Here is a 21,960-nt window from a genome sequence, read left to right on the forward strand (position 1 = left end):
GCCCATGATGAGGCTCTGCGTTTTTAGTCCACTGCCGCAATATGGTATGCTTGTTCGCATAAAACCATACTTGGGAGGCTTTCAACCATGAGTCAGAACCGCTATGAAGTGAAATCACATCACGATGGAACCTATATGCTATACACGTTAACAGATTCGGTTACGAATTCCTCCGTTACGATCTGTCCTGAGCGAGGCGCTATTGCAACCAGCTGTATTCTGGGCGGTGAGGAGCTGTTCTATCTCGATCAAGCGACCTACCTTGATCCGGAGGCGAATATCCGCGGCGGCAATCCGATTCTTTTCCCAATTTGCGGTCAGCTCCCCGGTGGACAATATGAATGGAACGGTACGGTTTATTCCATGCGCAATCACGGCGTTGCGCGAAACCGCGCCTGGGAAGTTGTTGCCGACTCCGATGCAGGCGAAGCCGCTGTGACCGTGCGCTTGCGCAGCAGCGAAGGAACACTGGCCGAATATCCGTGGCAGTTCGAGCTGTTGTTTACTTATGCGCTGGTCGAAGGCGAGCTGCAAATTCGGCAAACGTACAGCAACCAATCGGATTCCGCTATGCCGTTCTACGCCGGCTTCCATCCGTACTTCCGCTCCGAGTCGAAGGATCTCGTATATGGAACGGATGCCACTTCCTATTTGGACTATAACGATAACGTTGTAAAATCGATCGATGGCGCTATCTTGCTTGATGGCTTAAAAGAATCCGTCGCTTTGCTGGACGCTAAAGCGCGTTCTATTACATTTCCTGGTCCTGATGGCCGCGGAACCATTTCATTGTCTTACAGTGATGCGTTCAAGTACGTGGTGCTGTGGCAGGTGAACGGCTCGCCATTCGTCTGTGTCGAGCCATGGATGGCGCTGAACGGCGAGCTTGTGAGCAAGGATGAACTGCCGATGCTTGAGGCTGGCGGGAAGATGGAGCTGCTGGTGAAGATTGGGTACAGCGGTTAAGGGAGCGAGATATGGAGGAGCAAACGATGCAACAGGTACAGCTTCGGCGATTGGGCAATTCAGACTTGATGCTATCGCCGCTCGGCCTTGGCTGCTGGCAGTTTAGCAAGGGCAGCGGCATGATCGGGAGATTTTGGCCTGTTCTGAGCGATGATGTCATTCAGGATATTGTGAGGACAAGTCTCGCCGGCGGCATCAATTGGTTCGATACGGCTGAAATTTACGGCGGCGGCAAGTCCGAGGAAGTGCTGGCACAAGCGCTGCTTGCCCTTGGCGATGAAGCCAAGGATGCCTATGTTGCGACCAAATGGTGGCCGATGATGCGAACGGCAGGCAGCATATCTCGGACCATTGATGAGCGGATGCGTCGGTTGAAGGGATGGCCGATCGCATTGCATCAGGTGCATCAGCCTTTCTCCTTCTCCTCGGCAGCGGCAGAGATGAAGGAAATGGCCGCACTCGTGAAGCAAGGCAAAATCCGCCATGTAGGCGTCAGCAATTTCTCCGCTGAGCGGATGCGCGAGGCAGACCGAGCCCTTCGCGAGCACGGGCTCCGACTTGCGTCCAACCAGGTCAAATACAGCCTGCTGGACCGCCGCGTCGAGCGAAACGGCATCATGGAAACCGCCAAGGAGCTTGGCGTCGCCATCATCGCCTATTCGCCGCTCGAGCAAGGGATTCTGAGCGGCAAGTTCCACGCCGATCCCGCGCTGGTCGCCGGCATTGGCGGGATGCGCAAGCTCTCCGGCGGCTTCAAACCCGCCGCGCTGGAACGCACGCGTCCTTTAATTGCCCGGCTGCAGGAGCTGGCCGATAAGTACGAGGCATCCCCGAGCCAGGTGGCTTTAAACTGGCTCATCCATGCCAATGGCGAAACCGTCTTCGCCATTCCCGGCGCCTCCAAGCCGCATCATGCGAAGGAAAACGTGCGCGCCATGACGTTCGCAATCAGCCGCGACGAGCAGCGCGAGCTATCCGAGCTCGCCGACCGCTGCGGCGCTCGTTAATGGTTTGAACCTCGAAGGGCCAGACATCTTGTGGATGTCTGGCCCTTCTTCTTATCTTTCTACCGGCTAACCGCCGGCCTGATCTTCGATGATCGGCCCCAAGCTGTTCGGTCGGGCAGATGAGCGGTACCAATTACCTCTCCTTAGGTGCAAACCTACTGTTTGATTGCCAAGAGCGGCACGACGTACCTCTCTTCGGCTGAATATCACCACCAATTGCTGCTCATGAACGGTAACTGTGGACCTCTGTCAAGAAAGTAGACAAAGCTATGCCGTTTTTCTCTTATCAAATTGTGCAGCAAAACGAACCGGAGATAGATACCCCAGAGCACCATGGATCCGTTAACTAACTATGCCCTACCTACTTCTTTCGTCGCTCCCCCACCAATGCGCTGAACTGAAAGCCACTATTTTAGTGGGGGAACTGCGAGATATTAGCTACTTGGGCTTCCATGTAGACCTCTGGATGTGCTTCAAGTACTTAGGAACAACTCTTGCCCCAATTTCACAATTTCCCCAACCAATGTGTTGCCCAGAGAGCTACACTTTCCCTAAACTAACCATTTCTCCACCAATGTATTGCCCAGAGAGCTACACTTCCCCTAAACTAACCAATTCTCCACCAATGTGTTGCCCAGAGAGCTACACTTTCGCAAAACTAACCATTTCTCCACCAATGTGTGTGTTGCCCTGGCAGCCACTCATTCTCTAAACTAGCTCGTTTCCAACCAATGTGTTGCCCAGGGAGCTACTCTTTAGCAAAACTAACCAGCGCTCCACCACCGAGCTCTCCACCACCGTGTTACCCGGAAGCTGCTCCTCACGCCCTAAGCTACTCCCCGCGGCAGGCAATCACCTGCCGCTCGAATTTGCCCTTGCGGACGATGCAGCGGTCGGTGATGGCAAAGCCGGCTTCAGCGATGTCAGCGTCGATTAGCTCAGTCGTGACGATGATGACGCGTTCTGCCAAACGTCCCGCGCTGCGAAGCATAGCCAGTCGCTCCGCCGATGGCAGCTTCGAGCAGAGATTGTAGGGCAAATCGATAATCGCCGAATCGAACACTCGCCGACCGTCCGACACTGCGCCGCCAGCCTCCGGCGAGACAAAATCCCGCGGTTCAAGCGTCGTCATATCCGCGAGCTTGACCACATCCGGCATGCCGAAGTGAGCCAGATTAACACGGGCTCCCTTCAGCGCCAGCGGGTTGTTGTCGAAGCCCACGATGGAGATCCCCATCGACAATGCCTCGATTATGACCGTGCCGATCCCGCAGCAAGGGTCGATGACCCGCTCCTCCGTCGTCGGCGCGGCGATATTCACAACCGCCCTGGCTACACGCGTGCTAAGCGCGGTGGAATACGGCTGCGGCTTATCGTTATACTTCAGCCACAGCGCTTCGCTTTTCTCATACTCCCCGAACAGGTAGCGCCCGTCTACGTAGGATACGCCAAATACCAGATCTGGCCGCCGCATTTCCGCTTTGCCAACGATCCGCCAGCCGATCGCTTTCTCAATCGCCCGCTGGCGGTCGAAATCGAACGACTCACGCTCATCGCCGCCCCCGACAAACATGACTTTGAACGTGCGTCCATCAAGCCGAACGGCATCCGCAACCTGTGCCGCAATACCGGCAGGGTCATCCGCTTCGAGCTGAATAGTCAGCTTTCCTCGGATAAACGGACTTCTGCTCGGATCTATATTTTTATCGCTTATCACACAACCATTATTTGGATTAAGATCGAATAACGAGCGCATTTCCATACCGCATAAGTCGAATTCATCCTCATGAGATGTGACTGGATAATAAAAACTACCAACAGCTCGAGCCTCGACCAGCTCTGAAGCATCTACCGCTTTTTGCACATTCCCACCCTCATCATCCAGCTGCATTTAAGCCTTAATGCCCCGAACTGCGGTAGGTTCGAAATACAATCGATTGATTGTAGTTGCCGAAGCCTTCACCGTAGATGGTCAATCCGCCGACATGCTCGGCACCTTCGGGTACGGCCAATCGGAGCAGCCAATCGTTGCGCGTCATCACGATATCCTGCAGCGACACATCCGACAAACGTTGACCATCGATGAATGTCCCACGGTCCGTAATCCGAATCACTTTAAGCCAGCCATATTGATTGACACTCCACCATGACGGGGTTAATCGGCCGCGCCCCTCGCCGGAATCGCCAGGACTGGTCCATACGCCAAGCAGCGTATCGTTTAAATAAAAATGGATGTCTGAGGGCCAATCCACTCGGACGCCAGGAGCTTCCGAGCCGATCTCGACGGAGAGTTCAATCTCCTCCAGCGCTTGTCCCTGCAGTACGTAATTGGGGATGCGATATTCCACATACCCTTTGCCGAACCACAAAATTTGCGCATGCATCCGTTCCGGCTCCATGAAATAACGCGGATCATCGAACTGACCAATGATATGCTCGGAAGTTGCAAGACCACAGGTGGGATGCACTTCAAAAGAGGTATAGTGGCCAACCGGAATCGACACCTCATGAAACTCGCGTTTCGGCTCCATAGTCTGCGGAATGGTAATCTCCACGTTGCCGGCAGCAAGGGAGCAAATTTTGTGTGTGCCGCCTCCTCGCCGAACAAGCTTCGTCTCAATTAGCCCGCCTTTCTCCAGTTTCTTAGCGTGCATCGTCAAGATCGCACTGCTTAAGCCAAGCGCAGCTGCGAGCTCCTTAATATTCATAGGCTGCACCGCAAGCAGCTCTAAGATGCGCAGTCTCACATCACTGGCAAGTGCTTCGTAGAGAGGGAGCCATTTGCGGTCCAAATTCGCTTTTATCATCATGCACGGTTCCTTCCGTCTCGCTTTAGTTAACAAATATATTAATTCAATTCCCGCAAAAAGAAAAGCTTGCACGTGCTGCCCGAATTGCGGTTTAATTAGCGGTAGATGGATCTATTATATATTAATCAATTAATTATTTCATTAATCCAAACTAATTCATTGAAGAGGTGAATCCCCGCATGTCACAGAAAGCGAAAATGATTGTCGAGAAGGATTTTACGATTGGCGAGGTGGATAAAAGAATCTACGGTTCGTTCATCGAGCATCTGGGACGCGCGGTGTATGGGGGAATATATGAGCCCGGCCATGCAACTGCGGATGAACAAGGCTTTCGCGGCGATGTGCTTGAGTTGATCAAAGGCATCGATGTGCCGGTTGTCCGTTACCCGGGAGGAAACTTTGTCTCCGGCTATAACTGGGAGGATGGCGTAGGCCCGATCGAGCTGCGACCAAGGCGCCTTGAACTCGCATGGCGGACCATTGAACCGAATTTGTTCGGACTCAATGAGTTTGTGGACTGGTGCCGCAAAGCGAACACTTCGCCAATGATGGCTGTGAATCTAGGAACCCGCGGTCCCGATGAAGCCCGCCAGCTCGTGGAATACGCCAATCATCCTTCCGGCTCTCAATTAAGTGACCTGCGTATTTCACATGGCTACAAACAGCCGCACGGCATCAAAACCTGGTGTTTGGGCAACGAGATGGACGGTCCTTGGCAAATCGGGGCCAAAACCGCGGTCGAATATGGCCGAATCGCCGCTGAAAGCGCGAAGGTCATGAAATGGGTGGACCCTTCCATTGAAGTGGTTGCCTGCGGCAGCTCCAACCTCGGTATGGCCACATTCCCAGAGTGGGAGCGCACCGTGCTGGACCTTTGCTACAATGAGGTCGATTATATCTCGTTGCATCAATACTATGGCAACAGGGACAAAGACACGTCGAACTTCCTGGCCCAATCCATGGGCATGGACTCCTTCATTAATACCGTCATCTCCACCTGCGACTATGTGCAAGCGACGAAACGAAGCAAGAAACGGATCAACCTCTCTTTCGACGAGTGGAATGTATGGTATCACTCCAATGAGGCCGATTCCCGGATCGAGCCGTGGTCCATTGCACCGCCGCAGCTTGAGGACGTGTACAACCACGAGGATGCGCTGCTTGTCGGAAGCATGCTGATCAGTATGTTAAAACGCGCCGACCGCGTCAAAATGGCCTGCCTCGCACAGCTCGTCAACGTGATCGCGCCAATTATGACGGCAAACGGCGGCGGCGCTTGGAAGCAGACCATCTATTATCCTTATATGCATGCAAGTATTTTCGGACGCGGTACTGTCCTTGTGCCGCTTACTTCTTCGCCCAAATATGATGCAAAAGATTACACCGACGTCCCATACCTCGATGCGGTTGCCGTACACAATACGGAAGCTGGCGAAGTAACGGTGTTCGCGGTTAACCGCCACTTGAGTGAATCGCTGCCGTTCGAAATCGATCTGCGCAGCTTCGGCGATGTCCGCATCCTTGAGCACATCGTACTGGAAAGCGACGACTTGAAAGCCGCTAATACACAAGACGCGCCAAACCGTGTCGCTCCTCACAACGGAGGCAACGCGGTAATTGATGGCAGCGGCGTTGCAGCCTCCCTCGGCAAAGCATCCTGGAATGTGATTCGTCTCAAGCTCGCGTAACACGCGACGACAACCCAAGACATAAGTAACAAACAAGAGCAGGCAGGTACTTCTCATTACGAAGTACCTGCCTGCTCTCTTTTTTTCCCCCTCTACAATCGACCGTCTGCAAAAGCTAAAATGTAAGTCCAATCCACCTCGGTCAAATCATGCTTGCCCGAGCGGATATGATAGCCGCAGCGCTCGGCATATAACGGTGTATCCAGCTCCGGAAACGGTTCTCCCGCCAGTCCGTCAGCACCAAACAGCCGGTACACAGGCTCCGCATGCTGCAAGGAAAGATATTCGGACGCCGGATCGGCCCACTCATCCTCCGCCGCACTGGAAACATAGAGCAGCCGCGGTGCAATAAGCGCCAGCAGCATATGCTGATCAACCGGCAGCTCTTCTTCACGCTCGTTATAGCGCTTGTAATTATCCGCGAACCAGTGCGGAAACGCGGTATTGATCTGATGAACCCGCTCCCCGACCTTCCCCCTCGAAATAGCCGCGCCGGTACAGCCCGACTCATTACTGACGACCATGGCGAAGCGCTCGTCGAGCGCGCCTGCCCAGAGTGCTGTTTTGCCTCCGCGGGAATGTCCGATGACGGCAACTCGGGCCGAATCGACGTCCAGATCTGTCTCCAAATAGTCCATGGCGCGGCTAAGCCCCCACGCCCATGCGGAGATGGTGCCCCATGCCTCCCCGGCGCGAGGCTGATCCTTCGGATCAAACAACCCGTGCACCCCGTTGCGGAAGCCGTCATGCTCGTCGGGATCGATGTCCTCGGCGGCAATCATCGCCGTGCCATACCCGCTGTCGATAATTTGCTCCACCGGCCAGAAAGACGTGGAAGGTGATTCCCCTTCCCGCACCGCTGACAGCCTGCCGTGATCGAGAAGCAGAAACACGGGCCACCGCTTCTTCTCAGCCCCACCGGTATCGGCGGGAACATACAAGGTTAAGCGAATGCGACCTTGTCCACCGCTTTCTCCTTCGCCATCTCCTACAAAATGAATATCGATGTTCTTGCGGACGGCCTTGCCATCTAAGCACGGCTCTTGCGAAGCAACCGCGAAGATCATCCATTGCGGCCGATTCACCGGCTGCCTGCCGTAAACATGCTCAGCGAATAGCTCAAGCAGTTCAGGCCTGCGCCGCTCCCTCCATCCTCCTGCCGAATCGATTTCATTTCCAACAAGACTGACCAGAAGCTGCGGTATCGAACGTTCCACGGGTTGTTCCTCCTTTGATAGCTGCATATGCCGTAATACATTCGACCCGGTGCATATTTTTCCTCCACTTGGAAAAAAATACTTCAAGAGGTGTAGCAATGGAAGCCTATATCGAAACGCTGCAAAAGCAAACAAAAACCCAGCACGACTTAAAAATCGATCAGCTCCAAGTGGGATCGATCACACTGTGGATGGCGGGCTACGAATCCCTTGTGAGCTGGGAGGAAACCATTGCGTTTATCTCGAACTGCGGCATCGGCGCGGAGTCCGGCTTCGAGGAAATCTGCGCGCGCTTAGTAGGGCAAGCTTGGACACCGACCGTTACGGATCTTTTGCTGCAGGGGAAGGTCGTCATGATCGACGCGACGGCAAATCGGGCATTCAGTTTTCAAGGCAAGCCCAAGCAGCTCGATCGTGCCATCGAGAAAGCGGAAAACGAGTTCCTCCCCTTCGCATCCGCGATTGCCTTCATGGAACCCTTAGCCACCAACATGGGCATTCTGCGCAGAACGATCGATTCGACTGAGCTCCAGATCGAGATTCTTCACTTCCAAGGCGTGGCTCAGAAGCAAGCTGCCTTGGTGTATCTATCGGAGGACGTGGATCGGGATTTGCTCGAAACCGTCAAGAACGCCTTGAAGAAGGCTTCGAAGCAAGACGTCCGCAACGGACAGGACCTCATCCGCATCTTCGGCCAAAGCCGCTATCATTTGTTATCTCCTTATCATAAAACGGAGCTGCCCGGACAAGCCGTCGCGTCCATGATGCAGGGCAGAGTCCTTCTGCTGATCGACGGCGAGCCGACCGCGTACGTTCTTCCCCTGATATTCAGTGATTTCATTGCCTTGGAATGGGACAGGCAATTCCCTATACCCATCATGCTGCTCCTGCGCGGCTTACGCTTGCTCAGCATTCTGATCGCGCTGCTGATACCAGGGCTGTATGTGGCTCTTGTATCCGTTAATCCCGAGACGCTGCGGATCGAGCTCGCCCTTTCCATCGCCGAGAGCCGGATCGGCATACCGCTGCCGACGTTTCTGGAGATGCTGCTGCTTCTAATAATCAGCGAAATCATCATCGAAGCGACGCAGCGTCTGCCCAAAACCATCGCAGCGACGAACTGCTTGATCGGCGGCATTATCCTCGGCCAGGCCATCGTCGACGCAAAGCTCGTCAGCAACCTCGTTATCATCGTGCTTGCAGCTTCGGTGACGGCTCATTTTGCTTTTCCCAATTACTTAAATACGCTGATCGTGCGGATGCTGCGGTCAGGCGTCGTTATCCTTTCGGGCGTATTCGGGATCTTCGGCTTATTCGTCGCTTTTATCGCCATCTGCTACTACGCGTGCAGCCTGCAGCGGTTCGGCGTTCCGTTCATGGATTTTCTCTCCGCGAAAGAAGCGAGAACAATGACTCTAAGAAAGAAGTGTCGCAATTGATGCATCGATGGGTCGCCACTATGACTGCTCCTATATTCTTTATAGCTGCCCACTGCGGCATCCTGTTTGCCGCCTTTACGCGTTCGATGCTGGAAACGACCGAATACGGCCATTGGGAGCCCGTATGCTTGAGCATGGGGATCGAACTGTTTCTGCTTCTGCTGCTTCTGCTGGGGCTCCGCAAAGCAGGGAACAAAGATTACGCCGATCTGTTTCTGCCCCTTGGCAAATGGATCAGCGCCGCACTGATCGTGCCGCTGGCAGGGTTCATCTTGCTTATTCCGATTTTGGCGCTGCGTTATTTTGCCGAACTGATGATTATCGTTTTTATCGCGAGCTCACCGCTTCACGTTATCTTGGTCGTGCTCTGCCTGCTTATGTTCTTTGGGGCTTCCATCGGACCGCAGGGCATTATGAGAGCCAGCACCCTACTCACGTTAATTAACTTTCCTGTGCTGTTATTCGCCATATTCGCCTGCTTTCAAAATGCCAAATTCGTGCGTGTTTACCCACTTATCAATCCAAGTATGGACTTTTTGGCCAACAGCACCTTTTTAATAACGCTGTTCTCGATTTGTCCGTTCCTGCTTCTAGGCATGCTGCCTCCCGTATGCAAGGTGAAGATAAGGCCGATCTTAATCAGCTTTGTCTTAATTTCGTTGCTGCACGTTGTCGTCCTGTATATCCCAATCGTCATTTATGGCCTCAATGCGGCGAAGATTATGAATTTCCCGCTCATGACCAGCTTCGACTCCGTTAATATTACATGGACGGTGTTCAACCGGATTTCGCTGTTTTACGCCGTTGCGCTGCTTGCATTCGTCATGACGCTCAGCTCGTTCTCTATGTGGTCTTCTACGCTCCTGATTCGCAAGATTATTCCGGCTTGGCGCGAGAGCTACATCCGGATTTGTCTTAGCCTCATTGTCTTCTTAATCAGCTTCATCATTCCAAGCTGGAACGATTACATCCGGATCTTTGCCGCGGATACGTGGTTTCGCCTGTTGATTTACGCGGTCATTCCGATCGCAGTCTTCTTACGGGGAAGATCAATTGCCGCTCAGGAGGGAAAGCGGGTTTTGACTGAATGATGCGCCGGGCACGTACAGCTGTTTTGTTGCTCCTTTGCACGCTCTCCTTAACCGCCTGCTGGGACATCAAGGATGTAAACCATCGCATGCTTCCTATCGTTATGGGCATCTCTTACGGGGAGGCAAAGAAATATCGGGTTTTTATTCAAGTTCCGCTTCCGTATGGCCGAAAGCTCATTTCCAGGGTGCATTATGAAGAGGCCGACACAATCAGCAAGGCGCTGACCGAAATCGATACCAACATCGAAGCCGGGATCGACTTCATGCATCTGCAGCTGGTTTTGTTCGACCGCAAAGTCGCCATAGACGGCATTAAGGACGAAATGGCTTATATGATGCGAAGCCAGCATATGCCGACGAAAGCGCTTGTGGCCATCACCTCGCAAAATATAGAGCAATTTCTCAATCATACCGGCAAATCCATCCAGACTGACGGAAGCGCTTTAATGAATTTTTTCAATAAGAACGCCGGCTGGAGCCCCGAAATTAATCTTGCCTATCTCTGGGAAACCTTCGGCGCCATCCACTCAGATACGCAGGATGTCACGATTCCGATTCTGCAGTCGGGCAAATCGACCATGCTGGAATTCGTTGGTTCGGCCATCATGTCGAAGGAGAAAATGGTGGGCGAAATTTCGCAGGAGCAATCGCTGCTGGTGAACTTATACGACGAGCTGTTCCAAGGCTCCGTAGTCGAAACCGCCCATCAAGCCAGCGTATCCATCGTCAATTGCGATAACCGTCTTCGCACGTCCTGGAGGGACGGAAAGCCAGTGCTGAACATGCGCTTGAAGCTGTCGCTGCATCTGCTTGAGAACAACGGCAACATGACTGAGCAGCAAATCGAAAGCGCATTATCGGAGGCTATGGAGAAACGGTACAAGCAATTATTCAAGAAGCTGCAAGCCAGCAAATCGGACCCGCTGGGGACGGGCGAATATTTCCGGAACAAGTTGGCCTTCTCCAAGCTCAAGCTATGGCGCGAAACGTATTACCCCCAGCTTATACCGGAAATCAACGTGAAATGTATCATTACGAATACGGGCGACATTCAGGGAAATTAGCTGCTTTAAATCGGCTCGCTTAAGAACAAAAGAAAGACGGCACTAATCTCTGCGCCGTCTTTTTTTTTGATTTGGATATCTTTCTTGATACTACTTCGCTGCTTTCCCGCCAATGTGCGGTAACTGGTACGAAGCAACCGAGCTGCAGCTGAGGCAAGCCTACAGCTGGTAGCCCACGGCTTTCTTCCAGCCTCCGTACACTTCACCGCGCCACGCTTCATCCAGCTCCGGCTCGAAGGTGCGATCGAGCGCCCATAATTCGCGCAGCTCATCAATACCGCTCCAGAACCCAACGCCGAGACCGGCCAAATACGCAGCGCCAAGCGCAGTCGTTTCAAGCAGCACCGGCCGAATCACAGATACGCCGAGCAGATCGGCTTGGAACTGCATAAGCAGGCCGTTCGCGACCGCTCCGCCGTCCACTCGCAGCTCGCGCAGCGGCAGTCCGGACTCCTCGGTCATCGTGTTCAGCACGTCCGCCGTCTGATACGCGATCGACTCCAGCGCCGCGCGCACCAGATGAGCCGAAGTTGCGCCGCGGGTAAGGCCCGTAATCATGCCGCGCGCATCCGCGTTCCAATACGGCGTGCCAAGTCCGGTAAACGCCGGCACGAAGTAGACGCCAAGCGTATCCGCTACCGAAGCGGCCAGCGCTTCGCTGTCTGATGCATGCGCAATCAGACCAAGCCCGTCGCGCAGCCACTGCATCACGGACCCTGCCGTGAACACGCTGCCTTCGAGCGCGTAGGTAGTCCGGCCATCGATCTGCCACGCGATCGTCGTGAGCAGTCCTTTCGCCGATGCTACCGGCGCTTCGCCGGTGTTCTTGAGCAGGAAGCAGCCCGTCCCGTACGTATTCTTCGCCATACCGGTATCGAAGCAGCCCTGCCCAAACAGCGCCGCCTGCTGGTCGCCCGCCACGCCCGCAATCGGAATCCCCGCCGCTTGCGAGCCTGCCGCACCATCGACGGCTGCATCGCCAAGCAAACGCGTATACCCGAATATGCCGCTGGATGGCTTCACCTCGGGCAGCATTGCAGCGGGAATGCCGAGCTTCGCCAAGATGTCGGCATCCCATTCCAGCGTATGAATGTTATACAGCATCGTGCGCGACGCATTTGAAACATCCGTAGCATGCACGGCTCCTTCAGTCAGCTTCCAGATCAGCCAGCTGTCTATCGTTCCCGCCAGCGCGCGTCCCTGCTCCCCTTGCTCGCGAAGCCCCGGCACCGCATCGAGCAGCCACTTCAGCTTCGTGCCAGAGAAATACGGATCGAGCAGCAAGCCGGTTCGAGCGCGCACCTCGTCCTCCCAGCCATCGGCCTTCAGCGCTTCGCACAGCGCGCTCGTCCGGCGGCACTGCCACACGATCGCGGGATGAAGCGGCTCGCCGGTTTGCGCGTCCCAGACCACGAGCGTTTCACGCTGATTCGTAATCCCGATCGCTTGAATCTGCTCCATAGCAACGCCGGCTGCCGCATCGCGCATCACTTGCAGCTGCTTCTGCCAAATCTCACTCGCATCCTGCTCCACCCAACCAGCCTGGGGGAATACGGAGGCAAACTCATGCTGCGCCGAACCGGCAGCCCTACCTTGCTCATCGAACAGGATTGCCCGGCAGGAGGTCGTTCCCTCGTCCAAAGCTAATATATAGCGCTCCATTGTCTTCGCTCCCCGTTACAAGCCTTAACCTTCCACCTATTCCTGCACCATTTCGGGAAATTCCGTCACTGCTTTAAGCTCCGCCTGTACGCGGGCCAATTCTGCCTTACACTGTGAATCATTCCAGCCAAAGCGCTGTCCCATCAAACGAAGGACAGGCTGTACCAGCGTTTCCGCCCGTTTCCGGTCAAATAAAATCATGCTCGTTCGCCGCAGCAAGAAATCGACCGCGCTGCAGGTCATTTCTTCCTCAATCGCGTAATCGAGCTCCGCCCGCAAGGTGCGATCCCGACCGGAAGCAGCAGATGTAGCTCCAAGCGCGGAAGCAGCCTGACCCTGACTCGCACCTGCACCTGAACCCGCGCAACCGGTGCCAACCGATACAGTAATACGTCCAGACACTGCTTTTGCAGATGGACCTTTTGCCGTTGAACCGGCTCCTACTCCAGCGCCGGCTGCTCCGGATCCCGGCAGTCCCGCAGTCGCCACCCCACCGGCGGCACCCGCAGCAACGCCGGAATCACCGATGTCAGCTTCCCTAAGCGCGGCATAACGCGCCAATAAATGCGAGGTATTGCTGCCATACCTCGCAATCCAGATCTTCAAATCCGCCTGCGGCACACCCAGCTTCAAGCCCTGGCCCAGCAGTTCCTTCTGCAGCTCGTCGAACGAAGGATACCCGCCATAATCGCCGCCGGAGAGCATTTCGTCTCCGGTCGTGCAGCGGCCAAACTTGCGGCCGGTGCCGCGCTTAATCTCATCTGCGACGAGATCCACGACCTTCTCGGCCATTTTGCGGAAGCCTGTCAGCTTGCCGCCTGCGATCGTAATAAGCCCTTTCTCCGAAATGAACATTTCATCCTTCCGGGAAATTTCCGAGGGGCTCTTTCCATCTTCGTGAATGAGCGGCCGAAATCCTGCCCAGCATGATTCCACATCCGCTTGCGTAAGCTTCGCTGTAGGGAAAGCGGCATTCGCCGCATGCAGCAAATAATCGCGGTCCGCGCGCGTGGTGACAACTGAACCGGGATCGCCGTGATAGAACGTATCCGTCGTCCCGATATAGGTTTTGCCGTCCCGCGGGATGATGAAGATCATCCGCCCGTCCGGTACATCAATATAAACCGCCTGCTGTACCGGCAGTCGCTCCCCATCTACAACCAAATGAACGCCTTTTGTAAGCAGCAGCCTTTTGCCCGTCACTTCGCCGTCCAGCTTGCGCACATGGTCAACCCAAGGTCCTGTGGCATTCACGATCTTCCGCGCATAAACATCATAACGTTTGCCGCTGCGCACATCCGCAATTCGAGCGCCGCACACCACGCCGTCCCGATACAGCATCTCTTCGACTTTGGCATAATTCACAATCTCCGCGCCATGCCGATGCGCCGTCTTCATCACCTCAAGCGTCAGCCGCGCATCGTCGGTCCGATACTCATAATAGTAGCCCGAACCCCGCAAGCCATCCCGCTTCAGCAGCGGCTCCAGTGCTTCCGTCTGCTCGCGCCGATACATTTTACGCCGCTCCGCACGTTTGACGCCTGCAAGCCTGTCATAAATATATAACCCAATGGCCGATGCCAGATATCCGTAGGTGCCGCCCTTGTAGACCGGCATCAGCATCGGCGTCGGCGTCACGACATGAGGAGCATGCTTGTGCAGCAAAGCCCGTTCGCGACCGACCTCGGCTACCAATTTGACCTCGCCTTGCTTCAAATATCGCAGACCGCCATGCACCAGCTTGGTCGAGCGGCTGCTCGTACCTTGCGCAAAATCGCCCATTTCCACAAGACCTGTCCGAAGACCGCGCCGCGACGCATCCCATGCAATGCCGGCCCCCGTTATGCCGCCCCCGATGATAAGCACATCGAGCAGCTCCGATGACATTCGCTCTAGACGCGCTGCCCGGTGCTCCACCGAGAAAGATTCGCCCATGCCGTTCATTCCTCCTTTAGCGTACATCCAAAATGGAACCGTTACCCCTTAACCGCCGAACCGACCGTTAGCGCATTTTCCACTTGCTCACTAAAGAGCATATACATCAGCAATGTCGGTAAGCTGGCAATCGTCATCGCCGCACCCATCGCACCCCAGTCCGTGGTGAATTGACCTTGGAAGAAGAGTAAGCCAAGCGGCAATGTTTTCAAAGACTCTTTAGTTATCAGTATAAGCGCGATAGGAAATTCATTCCACGCCGCAAGAAATACGAATATAATCATCGTCGCAACAGCAGGCCGTATAATCGGCACCATGATGCTGAAGAACGCCCGGTAGATCGATGCGCCGTCAATGCATGCCGACTCTTCGAGCTCAACCGGTATACTGCGGAAGAAGCCGTAGAACACCAAGGTGGCAAAAGAAAGATTGAACGCGATATACGGCACAATCAGCGTGGCATAGGAATTGGCCAGATGAAAGTCGCGCATCAGAATCGCGAGCGGAATCATGATGACCTGTACCGGCACAAACATGCCGATGGTCATGTAGACTCTGGCTGCGCCGCTAAGCCGCCACTTCATGCGAGCTACCGCATAAGCGAACAATACGGCGAGCGATAGACTTCCGACGACCGTCGCTATAGATACAATAACGCTGTTCGTAAAGTACTGCGGTACATTGAAGCTTTTCCAAGCCGTCACATAATTCTCGAAGCGGAAATGCGTCGGAAACCCAAACGGATTGGTGACGAAGATTTCATTGTTGTCTTTGAGCGAATACGCGATCATCCAGAATAAAGGATAAATAGAGAGCAAGGCATACAGCCATATCATCAAATTAGACACGGGGTGCTTTAGTTTGAACATTCTCATAGGTGATCTCTCCTTCCTAGTATACGATGGGATCGCGCGCGATAAGCCGATTAATCAGCATCGTGATGACCAAACATTCAATGACGAGAAACGCCGCCGAAGCGCTTCCGTAGCCAAACTCGCCAACTCGGAATGCCGAGCGATACATCATATATGTGAGCGTATACGTCGTCGTTCCCGGGCCGCCGCCGGTCATAATGAACATGTTTGCGAAAGCATTCAAGCCGCCCGTGAGCGCCAGCACCAAACAGAATTTATAGGTTTCGGAGAGCAGCGGTATCGTTATGCGGGCATGCGCCTGCAGCTTGTTGGCCCCATCGATCCGCGCCGCTTCCATGTAGTGTTCAGGAACTGATTTAACCGCCGCCAACAGCAGCGCAAAGTGATACCCCATGTACTGCCAAGCATTTACGGCTGCCAACGCAAAAATCGCGGTCTTCTCATTGGTCAGCCAATCCTGCCGATAGGAAATTCCCATTGCCTCGAACAGCTTGTTCAGCAAGCCATACTCGCCGTTGTACATCGCAAGCCACAGCTGACAAACTACCGTGATCGACAATACGACCGGAATGAACACGCTGATCCGCACGAATTTACGTCCGCGCATCGCAATTTCAGCAACGGCGAAGGCAAGCAGCGTGCCGATAATAATTTGCACGACCGCAATGACTACCGCGAACATCGCACCGTTATACACGGAAGTTCTGAAGATGCGGTCATGGAACAATCGCTTATAGTTGTCGAGGAAGATGAACTTCCCTTGCGTCAAACCGTCCCAGTCCATCAAGCTTCGGTAGAAGACCTGTACGACAGGGTAGAACACAACAATGGTATATAGTAAAAGGGCCGGTAAAATGAACAGTAGAATTGCCGTCTTGTTGCCCAGGTATTTTCGCATGCCGCCACTTCCTTTGTTATGAAATCATGCTTGCAGAGAAGAAAAACCCATACCGGGAAGCCGGCATGGGTTTTTCCGGTTAAGCTTACGCGCCGTTATCGGACGGCGATTCATGCTGCTTGCGACTTCTTATTTGGATGCCTCAATTGCACTGTCTACATCTTGCACGAACTGCTCTGCCGTATAGTTGCCCGTCATTAGATTTTGCGATGCATCCTCAATGGCTGCTTTAAACTTCGGATTGCTTAGTCCCCATGCAAACGTGGTTGTTTTCATGCTTGGAATATCTTTGGCCAGCTGCTCCATCGTTGGCGGGAATTTATTGACGATCGCTTTATCGACCTTCGTTGCCACGATCGGCGTACCGCGCTCGGTGTATTTGTACTCCGCATACTTCTCTGCGATGAACGCCGCTACCTTCGCTGCAAGCTCAGGATCCTTCGTTGCCGAGCTAACTGCGTAGCCGCCGGGACCGCCGCCGCCGCTGAAGTTCAGCTTCGCGCTTTCATATGCCGCTGCATCTGCTGCAGGGATGTACATGTAAGCCAGCTTGTCGCCAAGCGCCTTGGTCGAAGCATCGATTTCCCACTGGCCGTTGACGAACATCGCTGCTTTCCCTTCATGGAACAGCGCTGCCGCTTGGTCGTAGTTGAGGTTCGTTGCGCCTTTCGGCAGCAGGCCTGCACGTACCAGCGTTACGATTTGCTCCGCCGCTTGCTTGAAAGCCGGATCGCTTGCTTTCGCCTCGCCTTTGTCCAGCTTCGTAATGCCTGCCGGCTCCGTGCGAGTCGCGAACATATCGAACAGGGCTACTGTCGGCCATTTCTCTTTCGCGAATAGAGAGAGCGGCGTGATACCTTTCTCATTGAACGCTTTAACCGCCGTCATCAGCTCATCGTAGGTAGTAGGAACCTTCACGTTGTTTTTCTCGAAGAGCTCCTTGTTGTAGAACATCAGCGCCAGCTCATTACCTGCATAAGGGAACGCGTAGATATGGCCGTCTTCCGTGACGAGCGTATTCATAGCGCTCGGCTGCATTTTGTCCTTGAAACCGAACTTGTCGGCATATTGGTCAAGCTCCAGAATGTTGCCTGATTTCTTCAATGTATTGATAATGTCTAGACCCGCTTGGAAGATATCCGGCAAATTGCCCGTTGCCGCATAGGTTTTGAGCTTCTGTCCATCATCTTGCGCCTGCACGTCGAGCTCCAGCTCAATATTAGGCATTTCCTTCTTCAGCTCCGCGACTGCATAATCGTAAGGCTTCTTCGTATCGTCGTCCGCATATTGCGCGTAAATCCGCAGCTTCACCGGCTCCGTATTCTCTGCCGGAGCGTTCGTACCTTCTTCGGCCGGCTTGTTGTTGCTGCCCGTATTCGCGTTCTTCTCTGTGTCGTTATTCGAGCCGCATGCCGCCAAACTTGTTACCATCACAGCTGAAATAAGCATTAGTGTCCATTTTTTCATCTTTAATACCCTCCCCTATTACTGTGCGCTTCCCTTACGTTTCTCATTATAAAATGCCGTTTCTCCCCCGATAATGGAAAAAACGATGGCGTTTTGTATTATCCGCGCATCGTTTCGTTCCCTTTTATCCGATTCTCGTATTCGCTTGGCGACCAGCCGAAGAACTTCTTGAAGCTTTTGCTAAAATAGCTGCCATCGCTGTATCCGATACTCTCCGCGATATCCGACAGCTTACGGTTGCCTGCTCCGAGCAGCTCCTTCGCTTTATTCATCCGGACATGCGTGATGTAATCCGTGACGGTCATCCCGTTCTCTTTCTTAAACACGGCGCGCAGATAGCTGGCGTTGATGAACACATGCTGGGCTACCTTCTCTACGCCAAGCTCGGGATCGCCATACTGCTCTTCGATGAAAGCTTTGGCCGCTTGCGCAATAATGGATGATCGTGTCTTCTTATAGCGCCTCGTATAGTGAACGGCCTTGGTGAACAGCTCCTTCATCCACCGCTCCGCTTCGTCTATGGAAGCTAGCTCTCGGATCTCGTGATACGGGAAGAAATGCTCACCGAAGCAGTCCTCTATTGGCTGACCCGCTTCGCTGACATAACCGAGACAAACCGATACGAGGCTCATGCAAATCACATACGTATAGTCGATCGACAGCTTCTGCTCCCGGATGAGCCGGAATAGCTCGCTTAGCTTCGCCTCAATTCGCTCATCATCTTGCGCGCGCAGCAGCAACTGGAGCTCATCGCCAAGCTCCGGCGGATATTGCACGCCCGTTCCTTCCTTGGAGATATGCTGCCCGAAGGCGATGACGCGATCATTGCCGAGCACAAACTTGTTCTGCAGCGCCGTGAGCGCTTCTTCGTACGAGCAGCGTATACCGCTAATCCCGTCGTAGATTTGGCCGACGCCGATTGTAATCGTTAATTTCAAGTAGCGCTTGATCAGCATGCACAGCTTCTCGAACGGCTCCAGCTTCGGAAGCTCGGCCGTGGCTTGCGAGGAGCCTGCGGCTGTGGCTGTGGCTGTGGCTGAAACGCCATGCGGTAAGCCATATAGGCAGATGATGCGGCCTTCCGGTCCATTGAAGATAACAGGCTTCCCTCCGGAATCCTCCATCGCTTCGGCAAGAATATTGGTCACGGCATATTTCCACAGCAGCCGTTCGCTTACCTCGCCCCACTTGCGATCAATCTCATCGATTTCGATACAAGCGACGGCATAAGCCTTGGCATCCAGCTTCAGCTGATAGGAGCCGAGCTGTTGCAGAAGCACGTCTTCATGCTCGGCTAATTCTCCGCTGACCAGCCGATTCAGCACGCTCTCCTTCATGAGCTGCAAATTTTTCAAATGCGTCGACTGCTCTTCCTTCTGTTTGCGGTGATGCTCCTGCAACTTCAGCAGCGTAAGCGTCAGCTCATCCTTGGAGAATGGTTTTAAGATGTAGTCTTCGACACCGAGTTTCAATGCTCGCCTTGCATAGTCAAATTCATTGTGCCCCGTGATCAGCACAATGCTAATGCTGGGATAGTCTTCTTTCAGCCGCTGTGCCAGCTCCAGCCCGTCCATGAATGGCATCGTAATATCGACAAGCGCAATATCCGGCGTTGTCTGCTGTGCAATCTCGAGCGCTTCAAGCCCATTCTTCGCTTCTCCAATGATCCGGTAGCCATATAGCTCCCAGTCCAGCACCGTGCGTAAATACTCGCGAAATATGGACTCATCATCCGCGATCAGTAAATTCAACATGCCTGCCGCCTCCTGTCTCCTCATGCTGCTCCATTGGCAACCGAACTTGAATCTCCGTTCCCGCGCCCGGCTCACTGATGAGCGTCAGTCCGTACCCTTCTCCAAAATACAGCTTAATTCGGCTGTCCACGCTGCGCATCCCGAAGGAACTCCCGGTATTGCCGGCAGCAGATAGCGTTGCGACAGGCAGTGTGTTCGTTATATCCGGGCTTGGCTGAAGCAGTGTTTCGAGTCGCTGCTGCGGAATACCGACACCGTCGTCCTTAACGGTGAGCAGCAAATCCTGTCCTTCGATGCTGCCTGTCACGATGAGATGGCCGAACTCTCCCTTTGTCTTCAGCCCATGATAGATGGCATTCTCCACGAGCGGCTGCAGCGTAAGCTTTAATACCGTACAAGAGAGCACTTCCGGCTGTACATCGATTTGGTAATCGAACACGTCGGCGTATCGAATCCGCTGAATGGCCAAATAGTCGCGCAGCCCCTGCAGCTCATCCTGAAGAGGGATCGCCTCCTTGCCTTGGCTCAAGACGATCCGGTAATAGTCGGCAAGCGATTTGGTTGTGCGCTGCACATCCTTGACCCGCCCAATCTCCGAGAGCGTATAAATCACGTCGAGCGTATTGTACAAGAAATGAGGCTTGATTTGGGATTGAATTAGGGCAAGCTCGTACTCCCGCTTCTTCTTCTGCTCGAATCTCACGTTATCGAGAAGCAGATTAATACGAGTAAGCATCGTATTAAAGCCGGATGCGAGCAGTCCAAGCTCGTCATTCGATTTGACCGGCAGTTGGATGGTCAGATTCCCTTCTTTCACCAGCTTCATATACTTGGTCAGCAGCACGATGGGCCTGGCAATGAGGCCATTAAGAATGCCGGCACCCATCAGCGCGAACAAGAAGCAGAAGAAGCCGATGGTCATAATGAGCGCCGTAATTTTGCGGTTATCCGCCGTCAACGCATTAAAGGGCTCCATGGAAATCAGCTTCCAGCCAAACTTGGGCATCTCCGAGCTGATCACGAGCAGCTTGTCCCCTTGGAACCGATCAATTGTCGAGCCGCTGTTCGTTTGATTGATCCACTGCCGCAGCGCCTTGTCTTCAACGGGCTTCAGCAACTGCTCCTTATCCGTCGAGGAGACGATGGTGCCGGCTTGATCGGTCAGCATATAGCTGCCGCTTTGGTCCGTACCGATTTTATTGTAAATCGCCGAGAGCGACTGTTCCTTCACATTAAGCACCAGCAGCCCAAGCTCCTGGCCGGTATAGATGTTGTTGATTTTCTTGCCCACCGTAAGGACCGGCTCGTCCGCTCCGAGTGTAAGAAAGTTTCTTTTGTCCATCGGAAACCAAATGTTCTGACCGGTCGTTTCACCGATCCGCTTCAGCATCGCGGTTTGTAGAATGGTCTCCGGCTGCGGCTCGCCTGCGTTCTCGATCGCAGCGGAAGTCCCGTAGATCGTGCCATAGGTATCAATGAATGCAGCGCTCTCCACGTCAGGAAAGACGAGCAGCGCAAAGCTAAGCTGATTGGTAATCAGTGTCGACAGCAGCAGCGACCGCTCCCGGCCGATTTCCCCTTTGTTGTGGTCTTGAATGACCCGGTTTAAGTTGATGGTCAAAATGTTGGCGCAGCTTTCCGCATTCGTGAGAATACCGTTCATGCGCGTAATGATCAGCGAGGAGTTGTCGCTCACATTGCTAATCGTCTTGTCTACAATCGCATTCGTATAGATGGTATTGGACGCAAAGCCCAGCACAAGCAGCGGCACAATGATTAGCGGAATATAAATAGCGATGATTTTGTTGCGAATGACTTGATTCCGCAGCCAATTGGGATAGAGCCAGTTTGTCAGCACAAGCGCTTTGCCCCTTTCACTTTTTTTCCAAGATCCAGCAACATTATAGCACAGCCCTGTTCAAAGGCACCTCCCCATGCTACACTCTAGGAAAATAACGCTGCATGCAACTGGCGAAATCAGTGGAATGAACCACGAGGGAGCATGCGGATCGAAATTCACCGTTCGCCTGGGGAGAAGTATTTGCGGCTGGCTATGTCTGAGGACTAGCTTGCCTGCGAATGCTTTT

At 53.8% G+C, this 21,960-nt stretch carries 16 protein-coding genes and 1 riboswitch; of the genes, 6 read left to right on the plus strand and 10 right to left on the minus strand.

Annotation, left to right across the window (positions count from 1 at the left end; all coding sequences use genetic code 11):
- Positions 1-87: 87 nt before the first annotated feature.
- Both AC50Y3_RS23815 and AC50Y3_RS23820 read left to right on the plus strand, forming a co-directional pair.
- Positions 88-966 (plus strand): aldose epimerase family protein, encoded by an 879-nt coding sequence (locus AC50Y3_RS23815; RefSeq protein ID WP_494821207.1) that lies wholly within the window; start codon positions 88-90, stop codon positions 964-966.
- Between the two features lie 26 nt (positions 967-992).
- Positions 993-1,973 carry an aldo/keto reductase gene (locus AC50Y3_RS23820; RefSeq protein ID WP_494821208.1) on the plus strand — a complete coding sequence of 327 codons (981 nt, stop codon included), beginning with the start codon at positions 993-995 and terminating at the stop codon, positions 1,971-1,973.
- Positions 1,974-2,805: 832 nt separating this feature from the next.
- On the opposite strand, the gene AC50Y3_RS23825 is transcribed toward AC50Y3_RS23820, so the two are convergent.
- Together AC50Y3_RS23825 and AC50Y3_RS23830 are read right to left on the minus strand one after the other, a co-directional pair.
- Positions 2,806-3,837, minus strand: a complete 1,032-nt coding sequence (locus AC50Y3_RS23825; protein WP_494821209.1) for a TRM11 family SAM-dependent methyltransferase — start codon at positions 3,835-3,837, stop codon at positions 2,806-2,808.
- A 34-nt stretch (positions 3,838-3,871) separates the two neighbouring features.
- On the minus strand, positions 3,872-4,783 hold the full coding sequence (locus AC50Y3_RS23830) for an ArsR/SmtB family transcription factor (RefSeq protein WP_494821210.1): 912 nt from the start codon (positions 4,781-4,783) through the stop codon (positions 3,872-3,874).
- Positions 4,784-4,962: 179 nt separating this feature from the next.
- Between AC50Y3_RS23830 and arfA the strand changes: the two genes are divergently transcribed.
- A complete protein-coding gene (gene arfA, locus AC50Y3_RS23835; protein ID WP_494821211.1) occupies positions 4,963-6,471 on the plus strand; it encodes an arabinosylfuranosidase ArfA in 1,509 nt (502 codons plus the stop codon).
- A gap of 92 nt (positions 6,472-6,563) precedes the next feature.
- Here arfA and AC50Y3_RS23840 read toward each other — a convergent pair whose 3' ends face one another.
- Positions 6,564-7,688, minus strand: coding sequence for an alpha/beta hydrolase family protein (locus AC50Y3_RS23840; RefSeq protein WP_494821212.1), 1,125 nt, complete (start codon positions 7,686-7,688; stop codon positions 6,564-6,566).
- A 98-nt stretch (positions 7,689-7,786) separates the two neighbouring features.
- On the opposite strand from AC50Y3_RS23840, the gene AC50Y3_RS23845 reads away from it, so the two are divergent.
- From AC50Y3_RS23845 to AC50Y3_RS23855, 3 genes are read left to right on the plus strand one after another with little or no spacing between them, the layout of a single operon-like run.
- The gene (locus tag AC50Y3_RS23845; RefSeq protein ID WP_494821213.1) at positions 7,787-9,127 is read left to right on the plus strand and encodes a spore germination protein; all 1,341 of its coding nucleotides are present in this window, start codon (positions 7,787-7,789) and stop codon (positions 9,125-9,127) included.
- Positions 9,127-10,218, plus strand: coding sequence for a GerAB/ArcD/ProY family transporter (locus AC50Y3_RS23850; RefSeq protein WP_494821253.1), 1,092 nt, complete (start codon positions 9,127-9,129; stop codon positions 10,216-10,218). The genes AC50Y3_RS23845 and AC50Y3_RS23850 overlap by 1 nt, the downstream gene beginning before the upstream one ends.
- On the plus strand, positions 10,218-11,282 hold the full coding sequence (locus AC50Y3_RS23855) for a Ger(x)C family spore germination protein (RefSeq protein WP_494821254.1): 1,065 nt from the start codon (positions 10,218-10,220) through the stop codon (positions 11,280-11,282). The genes AC50Y3_RS23850 and AC50Y3_RS23855 overlap by 1 nt, the downstream gene beginning before the upstream one ends.
- 159 nt (positions 11,283-11,441) lie before the next feature.
- On the opposite strand, the gene glpK is transcribed toward AC50Y3_RS23855, so the two are convergent.
- The 7 genes from glpK to AC50Y3_RS23890 all read right to left on the minus strand — a co-directional run bounded on the left by glpK (position 11,442) and on the right by AC50Y3_RS23890 (position 21,731).
- On the minus strand, positions 11,442-12,944 hold the full coding sequence (gene glpK, locus AC50Y3_RS23860) for a glycerol kinase GlpK (protein ID WP_494821214.1): 1,503 nt from the start codon (positions 12,942-12,944) through the stop codon (positions 11,442-11,444).
- Positions 12,945-12,980: 36 nt separating this feature from the next.
- Entirely contained in the window at positions 12,981-14,879 is a 1,899-nt protein-coding gene (locus tag AC50Y3_RS23865) for a glycerol-3-phosphate dehydrogenase/oxidase (RefSeq protein WP_494821215.1), read from the minus strand.
- A 41-nt stretch (positions 14,880-14,920) separates the two neighbouring features.
- On the minus strand, positions 14,921-15,754 hold the full coding sequence (locus AC50Y3_RS23870) for a carbohydrate ABC transporter permease (RefSeq protein WP_494821216.1): 834 nt from the start codon (positions 15,752-15,754) through the stop codon (positions 14,921-14,923).
- 16 nt (positions 15,755-15,770) lie between these two features.
- A complete protein-coding gene (locus AC50Y3_RS23875) occupies positions 15,771-16,652 on the minus strand; it encodes a carbohydrate ABC transporter permease (RefSeq protein WP_494821217.1) in 882 nt (293 codons plus the stop codon).
- Positions 16,653-16,781: 129 nt separating this feature from the next.
- Positions 16,782-18,119 (minus strand): ABC transporter substrate-binding protein, encoded by a 1,338-nt coding sequence (locus AC50Y3_RS23880; protein ID WP_494821218.1) that lies wholly within the window; start codon positions 18,117-18,119, stop codon positions 16,782-16,784.
- A gap of 98 nt (positions 18,120-18,217) precedes the next feature.
- On the minus strand, positions 18,218-19,873 hold the full coding sequence (locus AC50Y3_RS23885; RefSeq protein ID WP_494821219.1) for a response regulator: 1,656 nt from the start codon (positions 19,871-19,873) through the stop codon (positions 18,218-18,220).
- A complete protein-coding gene (locus AC50Y3_RS23890; protein WP_494821220.1) occupies positions 19,848-21,731 on the minus strand; it encodes a cache domain-containing sensor histidine kinase in 1,884 nt (627 codons plus the stop codon). Before AC50Y3_RS23890 ends, AC50Y3_RS23885 begins: the two co-directional genes overlap by 26 nt.
- A 96-nt stretch (positions 21,732-21,827) precedes the next feature.
- Positions 21,828-21,913, plus strand: a riboswitch (ZMP/ZTP riboswitch).
- Positions 21,914-21,960 lie beyond the last annotated feature (47 nt).

Source organism: Paenibacillus sp. J22R98, from assembly GCF_059383835.1.